General features: G+C 39.9%; 12 protein-coding genes. All 12 read right to left on the reverse strand.

Going from position 1 to position 13,855, the window contains the following annotated elements:
* Positions 1–344 precede the first annotated feature (344 nt).
* The 12 genes from ACFSR0_RS02355 to thrS all read right to left on the reverse strand — a co-directional run bounded on the left by ACFSR0_RS02355 (position 345) and on the right by thrS (position 13,676).
* Positions 345–2,084, reverse strand: a complete 1,740-nt coding sequence (locus ACFSR0_RS02355; RefSeq protein WP_379979525.1) for an ABC transporter permease/substrate binding protein — start codon at positions 2,082–2,084, stop codon at positions 345–347.
* The gene (locus ACFSR0_RS02360) at positions 2,077–3,294 is read right to left on the reverse strand and encodes a quaternary amine ABC transporter ATP-binding protein (RefSeq protein WP_379979527.1); all 1,218 of its coding nucleotides are present in this window, start codon (positions 3,292–3,294) and stop codon (positions 2,077–2,079) included. The genes ACFSR0_RS02355 and ACFSR0_RS02360 overlap by 8 nt, the downstream gene beginning before the upstream one ends.
* Before the next feature lie 218 nt (positions 3,295–3,512).
* Positions 3,513–4,148, reverse strand: coding sequence for a GntR family transcriptional regulator (locus ACFSR0_RS02365; protein WP_379979528.1), 636 nt, complete (start codon positions 4,146–4,148; stop codon positions 3,513–3,515).
* A 16-nt stretch (positions 4,149–4,164) separates the two neighbouring features.
* Positions 4,165–5,103 carry a riboflavin biosynthesis protein RibF gene (ribF, locus tag ACFSR0_RS02370; RefSeq protein ID WP_379979530.1) on the reverse strand — a complete coding sequence of 313 codons (939 nt, stop codon included), beginning with the start codon at positions 5,101–5,103 and terminating at the stop codon, positions 4,165–4,167.
* On the reverse strand, positions 5,090–6,028 hold the full coding sequence (gene truB / locus ACFSR0_RS02375; protein WP_379979532.1) for a tRNA pseudouridine(55) synthase TruB: 939 nt from the start codon (positions 6,026–6,028) through the stop codon (positions 5,090–5,092). The genes ribF and truB overlap by 14 nt, the downstream gene beginning before the upstream one ends.
* Before the next feature lie 160 nt (positions 6,029–6,188).
* Positions 6,189–6,536: a 30S ribosome-binding factor RbfA gene (gene rbfA / locus ACFSR0_RS02380; RefSeq protein WP_379979534.1), complete on the reverse strand. Its 348-nt coding sequence runs from the start codon at positions 6,534–6,536 to the stop codon at positions 6,189–6,191.
* A gap of 16 nt (positions 6,537–6,552) precedes the next feature.
* Positions 6,553–9,228 (reverse strand): translation initiation factor IF-2, encoded by a 2,676-nt coding sequence (gene infB / locus ACFSR0_RS02385; protein WP_379979536.1) that lies wholly within the window; start codon positions 9,226–9,228, stop codon positions 6,553–6,555.
* Between the two features lie 12 nt (positions 9,229–9,240).
* Complete coding sequence (locus ACFSR0_RS02390; protein ID WP_379979538.1) at positions 9,241–9,543, reverse strand: YlxQ-related RNA-binding protein; 303 nt, start codon at positions 9,541–9,543, stop codon at positions 9,241–9,243.
* Positions 9,536–9,832: an RNase P modulator RnpM gene (gene rnpM / locus ACFSR0_RS02395; protein ID WP_379979540.1), complete on the reverse strand. Its 297-nt coding sequence runs from the start codon at positions 9,830–9,832 to the stop codon at positions 9,536–9,538. Before rnpM ends, ACFSR0_RS02390 begins: the two co-directional genes overlap by 8 nt.
* 18 nt (positions 9,833–9,850) lie before the next feature.
* Complete coding sequence (gene nusA / locus ACFSR0_RS02400; RefSeq protein ID WP_379979542.1) at positions 9,851–11,005, reverse strand: transcription termination factor NusA; 1,155 nt, start codon at positions 11,003–11,005, stop codon at positions 9,851–9,853.
* A gap of 21 nt (positions 11,006–11,026) precedes the next feature.
* Positions 11,027–11,500 carry a ribosome maturation factor RimP gene (gene rimP, locus ACFSR0_RS02405; RefSeq protein WP_379979544.1) on the reverse strand — a complete coding sequence of 158 codons (474 nt, stop codon included), beginning with the start codon at positions 11,498–11,500 and terminating at the stop codon, positions 11,027–11,029.
* A 223-nt stretch (positions 11,501–11,723) separates the two neighbouring features.
* Positions 11,724–13,676 carry a threonine--tRNA ligase gene (gene thrS, locus ACFSR0_RS02410; protein WP_379979546.1) on the reverse strand — a complete coding sequence of 651 codons (1,953 nt, stop codon included), beginning with the start codon at positions 13,674–13,676 and terminating at the stop codon, positions 11,724–11,726.
* Positions 13,677–13,855: the final 179 nt, after the last annotated feature.

Genomic DNA, 13,855 nt, shown 5'->3' on the forward strand with positions numbered 1-13,855 from the left:
GAGTGCCCTTTTTTACACCCAAAGGGTGAAAAAAATAATTTGCAAAAACTGTTCAAGCAGAAGGGTTTACAAGGGTTACTGTTAAATACTGTGGATTATTCAGGTATATAGATATTTATTAAATATGAAAAATATATGATGAAAAATTTGCTTTGACACAACCTGTTAGCATCGACCAATCCTCTCAAACATCCCGCTCGCCTTCCTCGTTTTTTGTGTATTGCCATTTCATACATGGAACGAGAAGCAAAAAGACCAGCAAATTCAAAAGTTTGAGCAACTTATGAATTTCCGGTCTTTCTGGCTTTTAACTGAACCATATTGGCTCAGCTTTTTTTTTCATCTTATTTCGTCCATTCGTCGACTTTCTTTTGGTTCGCTTCGATCCAATCTTTCGCAGCTTGTTCTGGCGTTTGACCATCGTTTATGGCCAACATCACAGATTCAATGTCATCTGTCGTCCATTCAAAGTTATCCAAAATTTGGTTTGCTTCGGGAAAATCATCAGCGAACCCTTTTCTCGTCATTGTATGGATACTTTCTTCGCCACCCATTGTGCCTTGTGGATCTTCTAAATACTTCAAATCATACTTAGCAAACATCCAATGTGGTGACCAACCAGTAATGACAATTGGTTGTTGGTTTTTATACGCTTGTTCTAAGGCGACCATCATCGCACCTGAAGAAGAAGTCGAGACGGTCCAATTTGAAAGATTAGCATAGGTTTGTTGCGTCGTTTCTGCTGCAGCAACAACACCCGCACCAGGCTCAATCCCTACAATCGTTTGATTCGCTTGATCGGTTAGATCTTCGATTGAATCCACATCCATATAACTAGGAACGACTAGTCCCAGTTTTGCACCTTCTAGGTTTGCACCTAAATCAGTGACCTGGTCTTTGTACTTATCATATTGTGCTTTATGCGTGTTAGGTAACCAAGCAGCTAGCATCGCATCAGATTGTCCTTTAGCGACAGACTCCCACATAATCGCATTGTCTAACGGTGTGATATCTACTGTGTAGCCTTGCTCTCTCAATATTTCAGCCATGACGTTCGTTGAGGCAACTTCAGTGTCCCATTCAACATAAGCTAGATGAATGGTTCCCTTTGATGCGTCATTGGCTGATTGAGTGGTTTTCGTTTGCCAAACATTAACAAAAATGGATCCTAAAATGGCTACGACCGACACCAATGCTACGACACGTTTGGTTTTTTTGCTGATCTGTTCTTGTTCTTTTTTGTGTGAGGGTTTATTAATTAATTGGGTGAAGCGGTCCATCACGATAGCCAAGATAACCAAAGCTAGTCCATTAACAAAACCGTTACCGACTTGGGCATGTTGCAATGCTGATAAGACACCTCTACCTAGCCCAGGTGCACCAATCATTGAAGCAATCACGACCATGGATAATGCTAACATTGTCGTTTGATTAATCCCAGCTAAAATTGTGCTTTTGGCAAGCGGTAACTCAAGCTTAAACAACCGTTGCTTGCCTGTACTCCCAAATGAATCAGACGCTTCGACCAATTCTTTCGGAATTTGACGAATCCCTAAATTCGTAAAACGAACAGTAGGTGGCAATGCAAAAATAACTGAAGCAAAGACACCAGGCACCATACCAATACCAAAGAATGCTACGGCTGGAATCAAATACACAAAGCCAGGCATCGTTTGCATAAAATCAAGGATTGGCTGAATGATTTTTTCAGCACGATCGCTTTTCGCCATCCAAATACCAAGCGGTACCCCGATAATGATCGACACCACACTTGAGACAATAACTAAAGTCACGGTACTCATCAAATCTGACCATAAGTTTTGATTGTAGATATATAAAAGGCCAATCAAGCTAAACAACGCTAAGCCCCATTTTTTTCCGGAAATGATAAACGCAATCAGGCTGACGACTAGAATCAGCACAAGTGGATGAATCATCATAAGGACATCCGTAAAGCCATTCATCACGCTAGAGCCACTGTCTTGAATGACCTGAAACAGTCCTGAAAAGGTATTTGTCACCCAATTTGTTGCACTTTCAACCCAATTTGCAACAGGTATTGCTTGTTGTAAAAAGTTACTCATTTGTCACGTCTCCCTCTTTTTCATTTGCTGAAGTCTCCGTGTCCGCTAAAGCTTCAATGACACTCCCACGAATCACGACGCCCATTAAGCGATCTTGTTCATCAACAACGGCTAATGGCGTTGGTGAATCATAAATTAAATTAAAGATGTCGGTTACTAAAGTATCTGGATGAACTTTTTTGACATTTTTATCGATGACTTCTTTTAGTGCTTGACCATTTTTACGGGCACCAAGTGCCGACTCAGCAGTCAAACTACCTTTCAGTTGGCGCTTTTTGTCCGTCGCTAATAGCATGCTGACTTCTTCTTTACGCATCCGATTTAAGGCAACATTTGGTCCATCAATTTCAATATTGGTGGTCAACGCTGGCACCATAATGTTCGCAGCAGTCAGAACTTTAGAACGGTCGACATCTTCGACAAATTCTCGTACAAATTCGTTGGCTGGATTGGTTAAAATTTCCTCACCTGTACCAATTTGCATAATTTGACCATCTTTCATTAAAGCAATTCGATCGCCAATTCGTAGTGCTTCATTCAAATCATGTGTAATAAATATAATGGTTTTTTGAACTTTTGATTGTAGCTCCAAGAGTTCATCTTGCATTTCTCGACGAATAAGCGGATCTAAAGCTGAGAATGCTTCATCCATTAGTAAAATCTCAGGATCATTCGCTAATGCTCTTGCTAAGCCTACACGCTGTTGCATTCCACCGGAAAGTTGGTCAGGATATTGGTCTTTAAAAGAAAGTAATCCTGAGTTTGCGAGGGCTTGTTCAGCTTTCACCGTTCGTTCTTCTTTTGGCACACTTCTTACTTCTAATCCATACTCAGTATTTTCAAGAATCGTTCGATGTGGAAACAGACCGAAATTTTGAAAAACCATATTAATTTTATGGCGACGAATGTCACGCAAGGCTTCTTTATCCATTTTTGCGATATCTTCTCCATCAATAAATACATCACCATATGACGGTTCAATCAAGCGATTAATTAAGCGTACCAAGGTTGATTTCCCACTACCGGAAAGCCCCATGATCACAAATATCTCGCCTTCATTCACTTCAAAGTTGGCATCATACACCCCAACTGTCGCGCCTGTTTTTTCTAAAATTGTTGTTTTGGCTTCATTTTTTTTAACAAGTTCGAGTGCCTGTTGCTGACGCTTCCCGAAGACTTTAGTTAAATGTTCTACACGAACTTTGATCAAATCTTTCACACTCCCTAAAAATTTTCATGTTTTATTCAAACTGACCTTCCAATGTTAACATCGTGTGGTCACTTTGTCAAAAAATTAAGAAGCAATTAAGACAAAATCTGTCGCTATATTCAATTAGCTAAAACGAAAGACCAGAAAATCCAAAAGCTTGAGAAGCAACTTCTGGATTTTCTGGTCTTTCGATTTCTAACTGAACTATATTTTGCTTGTTACTCATAAAAGAAGCGCTGAACGCGATCAAAAACAGTCTTTGTCCCTACAAAATACAAATGATTCCCAACACTAAGCTTGGCGTATGGCCCAGGTGACAACAAAAGTTCTTTATCCGTCTGAATTGCAACGATCGTGGCACCTGTTTGATGCCAAAAATTTAGTTCATTAATACTTATTTCTAAATTTTGTGCCTGAGAAGTCAATTCTATTTCATAAGGAACAAAGGGCAATTGATCATGAACATTTTTAGTACGTGCAACGAGTTGGTCTAATAATTGATTTAAGTGATTGGTTTCTGTGCGCTGCCTCTCGATGCTCGCTTTCATCTGTTGGCGAATGGATAAAATAGACTGACTGGCTTTAAACTGTGTGACATATTCCGCCGCCTTCTCCTTAGACACAACAAAGGCACCACTGCCATGCTTCACATCCATTATCCCTAAATCAACCAATATACTGATAGCTTTTCGGGCTGTCTCAGGAGAAACATTAAAATGAGTAGCCAACGTCGAACGCGCATGAATTTTTTCCCCTTCAACATATCGGCCTTCCACAATCCGCTCCGATATTTCAACGGCTACTTGCTGGTAACGTGGTAGCTGAACCACTCGCTCATTTGGTTGCTCACTCATCTGGATTCCTCCTTACTCAATTTCCGAAATAAGTCCGTGTATCTTTTTCATCTTGTTGTAACTGAGCAATCAATGCCTCCATCGACGGAAAAGCTACCTGTCCTCTTAAATAATGTACCCAGCGAACGCGAACATGCTCGCCATAAATATCTTGATGGAAATCTAAAATATTTATTTCGACAGTTACCGGACGATTTTGTTCAAAGGTATTATTCGTGCCAATCGATCCCATTGAAGGAAACCAAGTGTCTCCTACTAAGATCTCAGTCACATAGACTCCTTCTTTGGGCAGGCGCACACTCGCCTTTGTCTGAATATTGGCTGTCGGATAGCCTAATGTGCGGCCTCTAGCATCGCCATGAACGACAATTCCTTCTGTTTCATACGTTGTTCCTAACATTGCGGTCACTTCTTCCATTTTTCCATTACTTAACGCTTCACGAATATTTGTTGAACTCACTTTTTCTCCTGCCAACGTCTCTTTCGGTACAGTCACAATCTCAAAGCGATTTTTAGCGTATTCTGCTAAATGTGGCATATCTGCGATGTCTTTTGGACCGTATGTATAGTCAAATCCCGCTACGACAACTTCCGCATGCCAACCAACAATATATTGATCTACAAATTCTTGTGGCTTTAATCCCGCAAAAGCTGACGTAAAATCAACAAAAAACAAGAAATCCACACCACTTTCGGCCATTTTTTCTTCTTTTTGCTTCAGGCTAGTCAAGTACTTCATAGTGTCAGGATTGATTTTTTGAAAGACGATGGACGGGTGTTGATTAAATGTCATAACTGCTAATTTCAGGCCTCTTTGATTGGCAATTTTGCGACCTGTTTCAATTACTTTTTGATGTCCTTTGTGTACCCCATCAAAAAAGCCCAAAACTAAAACGATTGGTTCGTCTGGTAGCTGCTCTTGATGGTAAGGATGTCTAATTTCAATTACGTTCATCTTCCCACTCATTTCGTATAACTTTTAAAGGTTTTAATTGATCACTGTCTTCACGATAGTTAGCATAAATGCTGACCACTTTTTCATGATAGAAAATGGCGATCGGTTGGTTCGGTATCTGAGTTAAACCAAAATCCGCTGCACTTAGGCGCATACCATTTTTCACTTTGGACCATAAGGCACCAGAAATGGCGACTTGTTCAAAATTTTTCACACCAAATTCAATTGGAAGCAAATACTTGTCAACTATGCCAGCCTCTTTATAAGTAGCTACTTGTGCAAGTGTGATGGCTTGCTCTTTCGTAAATCCGCCACTTGCTAATCTAGTCAGCTGTGACATATGGGCCGGATAACCTAATGATTCACCCAAATCAACTGCCAATGTACGGATATAAGTTCCCTTACCGCAATGGACTTGAAATTTCCAAGATTGAGTTTGTTGCTCCTCGTTCCATTTGGGTTCTGAGATGCGTGTGAAGGAGTCAATGGTTACTTTGCGGATGGGGCGTTTAACTTCCTCATTGTTACGCGCGTACTCGTACAAGCGCTTGCCCGCGACTTTGACTGCAGAGTACATCGGCGGAATCTGAGTGATTTCCCCAATAAATTGAACCATCGCATGATCAATCTGATCTTTCGTCAGCGGCTCAGTGACAGGCTTTTTCTGTACTACTTCGCCGGAAAAATCTTCCGTCGTGGTACTGTAACCCAACGTTACTTCACCTTCATAAACCTTTCCTTCGTCAGAAAGGAATTCAATGACTTTTGTTCCTTTGCCAATAAAGATTGGCAATACACCAGCGACATCAGGATCAAGCGTACCCCCATGACCAATTTTTTTGGTTTGCAATAGTTTTCGTAATTTAAAAACGCAATCATGACTGGTCATGCCAGGTTCTTTCCATAATGGTAAAATGCCGTCCATGCGTTCACTCCTTTTTCTTATTCAACTTTTCTATTATAGCATATGATAGAAATCGGTCCCATGCAATTGCTTTCTCTTTACAAGTAAAATTTGTTCAATCCTAAAGAAATACTAAAAAAAAAGCGTGTGACAAACATCGGTCACACACTCTTTTATGCGGTTACTCTTTATTTAGGTTACGCAATAGTTCATCGATTTTGTTTCCATATTGAACGGATTGATCCAATTCAAAGATCAGCTCTGGCGTTTTATATAGTGACAATCCTTGTCCTAATTCTCTACGAATTAAGCCAGTTGATTTTTCCAAGCCCATTTGTGCTTTTTGGCGATCAGAAGCCAAGTCTGAAAGGATACTATAATAAATTGTCGCTTGTTGCAAATCACCTGTCACATGAACATCGGTAATCGTTACTTCTTGCACGCGTGGATCTCTTACTTTTTTCCGTAAAATATCATTTACTTCTCTTAAAATTTCGTGCGCCACTCTTCTATCGCGATAGTTGGCCATAAGTCATCCTCCTATACTAGTCGACTTTAATTTCTTCCATGATGAAGCCTTCGATGACATCATCCATTTTTAAATCATTGAATTTTTCGATCATCGCACCACATTCAAATCCCATACGAACTTCTTTCACATCGTCTTTGAAGCGTTTCAAGCTTGCTAATTGTCCTTCGTAAATAACAATGCCATCGCGAATAACGCGGACACCACTGTCACGGCGGATAAAGCCTTCAGTCACATAAGCACCCGCGATGGTACCGACTTTCGATACTTTATACGTTTCGCGAACGATCATTTGACCAGTAATTTTTTCTTCAAATTCTGGATCAAGCATTCCTTTCATCGCTGTTTCGATTTCTTCGATTGCTTTGTAGATAATTCTATGCAGGCGGATTTCAACTTCTTCTGCATCTGCTTGTTGTTTCGCTTGCGGTGTAGGTCGAACATTAAAGCCAATGATAATAGCATTACTTGCGGCTGCAAGTGTCACATCACTTTCATTTACAGCTCCTACAGCTGAGTGAACAATGTTTACTTTTACGCCTTCCACATCAATTTTTTTCAATGAAGCTGCTAATGCTTCGGCAGAACCTTGCACATCAGCCTTAATAATCACATTTACGGCTTTTAATTCGCCTTCTTTTAGGCTATCGAACAATGTCTCTAAGGTTACTCGACTATTCGAAGCTCGGTGTTCCAATAGCGCTCTTTTGGCACGTTCTTCACCTGCTGCACGTGCAGATTTTTCGTCTTCAAAAACAACAAAACGGTCACCTGCTTGTGGTACATCATTTAACCCTGTGATTTCCACGGGAGTAGCTGGTCCTGCTGCCTTGTCACGGCGACCAATATCATTGGTCATCACCCGAACACGACCAAAGGTATTTCCGACGACAATTGGGTCACCCACACGTAACGTTCCTTGTTGTACAAGAAGTGTAGCTACCGGCCCTTTACCTTTGTCCAAACGCGCTTCAATCACAGTCCCAATAGCACGCTGTGTAGGATCAGCCTTCAAGTCTTCAACTTCAGCTACAAGCAAGATCATTTCCAATAATTCATCGATATTTTGACCAAATTTTGCTGAAATTTCAACAAATATCGTGTCGCCACCCCATGATTCAGGTATTAATTCATATTCACTTAATTCTTGCATGACATGTTGAGGATTGGCTCCTGGTTTATCAATTTTGTTGACAGCTACGATAATTGGGACTTTTGCCGCTTTGGCGTGATTAATAGCTTCAACTGTTTGCGGCATCACGCCATCATCTGCTGCAACAACTAGAATCGTAATATCAGTAATACTTGCTCCCCGCGCACGCATGCTCGTAAAGGCGGCATGTCCAGGAGTATCTAGAAAAGTAATTGGTTTGCCATTAATATCGATTTGATAAGCACCAATATGTTGAGTGATACCGCCTGCTTCACCACTGGTTACTCGAGAATGACGCAACGTGTCTAGTAAGGTTGTTTTCCCATGGTCAACGTGACCCATAATCGTAACAACTGGTGGGCGCGAAACTAGTTTTTCTTCATCAATCTCTTCAGGTTCGAAAAACTTATCAATGTCGGCAATATCCACTTGTACTTTTTCTTCGGCATTCATACCATAATCGGTCGCTAATAATTCAATGGTATCTTTATCTAACGGTTGGTTTTGATTAACCATGACACCTAGCATAAACAATTTTTTGATAATTTCAGCTGGTTCGCGGTGAATTTTTTTGGCAATATCGGCCACATTCATGCCCTCTGTATATTCCAATACTTCTGGAAGTTCACGGAATTTACGAGCTGGGACAGCCGGTTTTCTTTCTTGGGAAACGGTTTGTCGTCCCTTTTTCCCACGCTTATTAAATTTTGAACGATTTTGATTGTTGCCAAAATTATTGTTTTTGTTGCGATTGTTTGAGCGATTCGTTGGTTTATTGCGTTCTTGAGAATTGGCGTTGCTAGCATTGCCCGCCACTTCATATTTTGTATTTTTCGCCGGTCTATCATTTGTTGCATTTGCTGAGGGACGGTTGGTTGTTTGATTTTTTGGTGTGAATGGTTTCTTGGTATTTCGAGTAGCAGATGTTTTTGGTTTTTCTGTTGCTGAAGGTTTGTTTTGATTCATATTTTCGTTAGTACGTCCTTGGTTTGTATTCCGATTTTGAGAACGATTGGTTTGATTCGCCTTTGCCTGACCTGCGCTTGGTCGTTGATCGGTACCTTTTTTTTCATTCATCGTTGCCGCATGATTTGTTGGTTTCGTTTGTTTATTTCCACTTTGCTCTTGCGATTTAATCATGCCCAATTCTTTTGATTTCCCATTTTCTTTTCCACCGATTTTTTTCTCTGGTTGATTCGTTGCCTTTGTTACAGGTTTATTGTGAGAAACAGTTGGTTTTTCTTGTGTTCCCCTATTCGTGGCATTCGTTCTTGGTGCCTGATTCTTTCTATTTTGAAATTTCGGATTATTTCTCTGAGATTGAAATTTTGGTTCATGAGTGCTAGCTGCCATTTCTGCTTTTTTTGTTGAGTCGGATCCTTTCACTTGAAGAGACTGTCTTAATTGCTTTTCCTCTTTGTCCGAAAGAGCACCCATATGATTCTTTATATCAAAACCCAGCGCTTGCGCTTTTTCAACTAATGATTTATTTGAAGTATTTAATTCTTTGGCTAATTCATAGATTCTTTTTTTTCCCATGTAATCACCTTCCTATCCTGAGATTAATTCCTCGATTCTGCTTGCAAAGCCTTTATCTAGGATACCTAAGACCATTCTTGGTTTCCCAATAGCCTGAGTTATTTCCTCTGCTGTAAAACAATCAAAAACCGGAATATTGTAAAAAATACATTTGTTTTTTATTTTCTTTTGGGTATTTTTGCCAGCATCCTTCGCCAAAAAAACAACCTCTGCTTGATTGGATCGAATTGCTTGCACTGTCAAATCTTCGCCAGATACGATTTTTCTGGCACGCATGGCTAGCCCTAATAAATTGAGCACTTTCTGATTATTCATTTGCAAATAATTCTTTTCTTGCTTTTTGATGTGTCACATAAGCCAAAAGTTCTTGATAAAAATCATCCGATAACTTCACTTCTAACACCCGATCGAGGATTTTTTTATCCCAAGCCACTTGAGCTTCGGCAGGATCCAAAGCGATGTATGCCCCTCGGCCGGGCATTCTTCCAGATGGGTCAATTGCAACTTCGCCTTCTTTTGAACGAGTGATTCGAACCAATTCTTTTTTGGGAAAAAGGTTACCAGAAACAACTGATTTTCTTAAAGGAATTTTTCTTTTTTTCATCATAATCCCCCTTGTTTTTTATTCTTCTGGCTTTTCCGATTCAATCGGAGCAACTTCTACTTCAAGCGCCTCATCGGTTGAGTCAAGCAGTACATTGGCATTTTCTGCTTCTTGGCGATCAAGCTCTTCGTAAAAATCAGCCATATCGGTTTCGGATTTAATATCAATTTTGTGTCCTGTTAACTTAGCTGCTAGACGAGCATTTTGTCCACGCTTACCAATTGCAAGTGATAATTGATAATCAGGTACAACGACGGTGCAGGCCTTAGGATTTGTCGTATCGAATAACACATCAGAGACTTCGGCAGGATTCAATGCATTCGCAATAAAAATTGCTGGATCTTCATCCCATTCAACAATGTCCATGTTTTCACCTTTTAATTCATTGACTAATGCTTGTACACGTTGTCCTTTTGGTCCGACACATGTTCCCACTGGATCGACATTCTCATCATGAGAACGGACAGCAATTTTTGAGCGATCGCCTGCTTCACGAGCAATACTCACAATTTCAACCGTTCCATCGTAAACTTCAGGAACTTCTTGTTCAAATAATCGACGCAATAAATCAGGGTGACTGCGGCTTACAAATACTTGAGGTCCCTTTGAGGTATTTTCGACTCGTGTGACATATACTTTAATGCGATCATGGGGTTGATAAAATTCATTAGCCATTTGATCTTGTTTTGAAAGAACAGCTTCAATTTTTCCTAAATTAACGTAGATATAACGACTGTCTTGCCGTTCGACAATTCCTTGCATGATGTCTTTTTCATAAGCGCTGAACTCATTATAAATAATTGATCGCTCTGCTTCGCGCACTCGTTGCAAAATTACTTGCTTTGCTGTTTGAGCGGCTATGCGGCCAAAGTCTTTAGGTGTTACTTCAAAACGAATTTTATCACCAATTTCATAAGCTGGATTAATCAACATAGCATCTTTGAGGGATACTTCTAATTGCGAATCCATCACTTCTTCGGTTACTTCTTTCACTGCATAGACATGGATATTTCCTTTTTTTCGATCAAATTCCACTTCAACATTTTGCGCTTGACCATAATGACGCTTGTACGCTGAAATTAATGCTGCTTCTAGTGCATCAATAACAATGTCCTTTGAAATTCCTTTTTCTGCCTCCAACGCATCTAGCGCGTTCAACATTTCTTTACTCATTTTTTGATTGATCCTCCGTTATTAAAATTGAATTGCTAGACGAGCTTTTGCAATATTCGTTCGTTCGAATACTTGAGTTTTCGTTCGCGTTTTGACTCGGTAGGTTAATGTTAACGTTTCTTTATCCAGTTTTTCTAAAATACCTTCATATTGCTTTTCTCCATCTAATGATTGATATAGAGAAAGATGAATATATGAACCTACTGCCTTTTCATAATCTGCTTCTTTCTTTAATGGCCGTTCAGCTCCCGGTGAAGAAATTTCCAAAAAATAGGCTTGCGGAATGGGATCTGGCACAATATTATCCAGTTTTTCACTTAGTTGTTCACTTACCCAAGCGCATTCTTCAATATCAATGCCCTCTTCTTTGTCAATAAAGACTCTTAAAAACCAACTTTTGCCTTCTTTAACGAATTCTACTTCCACCAACTCAAAATTTTTTGTTTCCAAAATAGGGTTGACCAAATCTGTCACCATTTGAACCACTGTACTCAAAGGCTATCGCCCCCTTCTTGTTTTCTATTTACTCAGTCCCCATGTCATTAAAAAGAGTGAGGGATAAAAATCCCTCACTCAACCTAAGTATCATTACAAAAGCAATGATACCATATTTTCCCTCTAAACTCAACCTTTCGTTGTTGCGCTCAGCATATTCATCTCAAAGCTACGATACTCCGACTGTCTTTTTGAAAAGAAAGGATTTTCCTTTTTTTGTTTTTTACTGTTTATCATTGCCAGTACGACTGTAATTATTTACATCTGCTACAATGGCATCTACAAACATATTTAATTCTTCCACTACAGTTTCTTTGCTTCCATAGCGGCGAACATTGACGGTTGCATCGTTTACTTCTTGATCTCCCACGACCAATTGGTAAGGGATTTTTTGTGTTTGTGCTGCTCGAATTTTGTAGCCCATTTTTTCATTTCGATCATCGACTTCCACCCGAATTCCTTGTTCTTGAAGTCGTTCCTTCACTTCATAAGCATAATCACTATGTGCATCAACTGAAACAGGAATAATTGTCGCTTGAATAGGGGCCAACCAAGTCGGGAATGCCCCTTTGTAAACTTCTGTCAAGTAAGCAACAAAACGTTCCATTGTCGACACAATTCCTCGATGAATCATCACGGGACGGTGTGTGTTTTCACCATCTTCACCAACATAAGTAAGTTCAAACCGTTCAGGTAGTAAGAAATCTAATTGGATTGTTGACAATGTTTCTTCCATCCCCAACGCTGTTTTTACTTGAACATCAAGTTTAGGACCATAGAACGCAGCTTCTCCTTCTGCTTCAAAATACTCCAATCCTAATTCATCCATTGCAGCTTTGATCATTTGTTGTGCACTTTCCCACATTTCATCATCATCAAAGTATTTATCCGTATTATTTGGATCACGATAGCTTAAACGGAAACGATAATCATCAATTCCAAAGTCTTTATAGACAGCCGTCATTAAATCTAGTGTCCGCTTAAATTCATCCTTGATTTGATCCGGACGAACAAAAGTATGCCCATCGTTTAACGTCATTTCACGCACACGTTGCAAGCCAGACAAAGCACCTGATTTTTCGTAACGATGCATCATGCCTAATTCAGCAATGCGAATTGGCAATTCACGGTAAGAATGAATACCATTTTTATAAACCATAATATGATGTGGACAATTCATTGGGCGTAAAACAAGCATTTCCCCATCACCCATGTCCATTGGTGGAAACATGTCATCATGATAATGATCCCAGTGTCCAGATGTTTTGTATAAATTCACATCAGCCATAATTGGCGTATAGACATGTAAGTATCCCAGACTAACTTCTTTGTCTACAATGTAGCGTTCAATGATTCGACGAATCGTTGCCCCTTTTGGTAACCAGAATGGCAAACCAGACCCTACTTCTTTTGAAACCATAAACAAATCTAGTTCTTTTCCTAGTTTTCGGTGATCTCTTTCCTTGGCTTCTTCACGCATTCGGATGAATTCTTTAAGGTCTTTTTTATCAAAAAAGGCCGTACCATAAATCCTTTGCATCATATGATTGTCCGATTTGCCACGCCAATAGGCACCTGCTACTGATAATAACTTAAAGACTTGAATGCGCCCTGTTGAGGGAACATGAGGTCCTCGACATAAATCAACGAAATCACCTTGTTGATAAGCTGTGATAATTTCATCAGCTGGTAACTCGTTAATGAGTTCCACCTTGTATGGATCATTGGCAAATAATGTTAATGCCTCTTCTTTTGATACCACTTTTCGTTCAATTGGGACATTTTCTTTCACGATTTTCATCATTTCTACTTCGATGGCTGGTAAATCCTCAGCCGTAATAGGATGATCTCCATTATCGGTATCATAATAAAACCCTGAATCAATCGCAGGACCAACTCCAAAATGAATCGTCGGATACAAACGTTGCATCGCATGCGCCATTAAATGTGCCGTTGAATGACGTAATAATGCAAGTGCATCTTCATGTTCGGGCGTGACGATTTCGATTACTGCATCTTCATCGAGAGGCAAATCCAAATCAACTAATTTTCCGTTCACTTTACCAGCCAACGCTTTTTTGGCCAAGCTTTTGGAAATCGTTTCTGCAATCATTTTTGTTGTTACGCCTTTGTCGAACTCTTTAACAGCTCCATCTGGAAATGTCATTTTTATCATCTTTTTTCCTCCTCGTATTCTTCTGTTAATAACAAAAAAGTCCTAGTAGATTCTACTCTACTAGGACGAATAAACGTGGTTCCACCTAATCTTCAGACACGAAAACAATTAGTCGTATCTCTTCCAACGTCATAACGGTTCGACACCGCTTCTGCTTCAACAGAAGTCTCGAAAGTGGT

Source organism: Enterococcus camelliae, assembly GCF_042685105.1.
Lineage (GTDB): Bacteria > Bacillota > Bacilli > Lactobacillales > Enterococcaceae > Enterococcus_G > Enterococcus_G camelliae.

Coding starts and splice junctions, on each gene's coding strand:
- ACFSR0_RS02365 (WP_379979528.1), bottom strand. CDS start 4,148: ATGAGTGAGCAACCAAATGAGCGAGTGGTTCAGCTACCACGTTACCAG.
- infB (WP_379979536.1), bottom strand. CDS start 9,228: ATGGGAAAAAAAAGAATCTATGAATTAGCCAAAGAATTAAATACTTCA.
- rnpM (WP_379979540.1), bottom strand. CDS start 9,832: ATGAAAAAAAGAAAAATTCCTTTAAGAAAATCAGTTGTTTCTGGTAAC.
- nusA (WP_379979542.1), bottom strand. CDS start 11,005: ATGAGTAAAGAAATGTTGAACGCGCTAGATGCGTTGGAGGCAGAAAAA.
- ACFSR0_RS02355 (WP_379979525.1), bottom strand. CDS start 2,084: ATGAGTAACTTTTTACAACAAGCAATACCTGTTGCAAATTGGGTTGAA.
- thrS (WP_379979546.1), bottom strand. CDS start 13,676: ATGATAAAAATGACATTTCCAGATGGAGCTGTTAAAGAGTTCGACAAA.
- ACFSR0_RS02390 (WP_379979538.1), bottom strand. CDS start 9,543: ATGAATAATCAGAAAGTGCTCAATTTATTAGGGCTAGCCATGCGTGCC.
- ribF (WP_379979530.1), bottom strand. CDS start 5,103: ATGAACGTAATTGAAATTAGACATCCTTACCATCAAGAGCAGCTACCA.
- rbfA (WP_379979534.1), bottom strand. CDS start 6,536: ATGGCCAACTATCGCGATAGAAGAGTGGCGCACGAAATTTTAAGAGAA.
- truB (WP_379979532.1), bottom strand. CDS start 6,028: ATGGACGGCATTTTACCATTATGGAAAGAACCTGGCATGACCAGTCAT.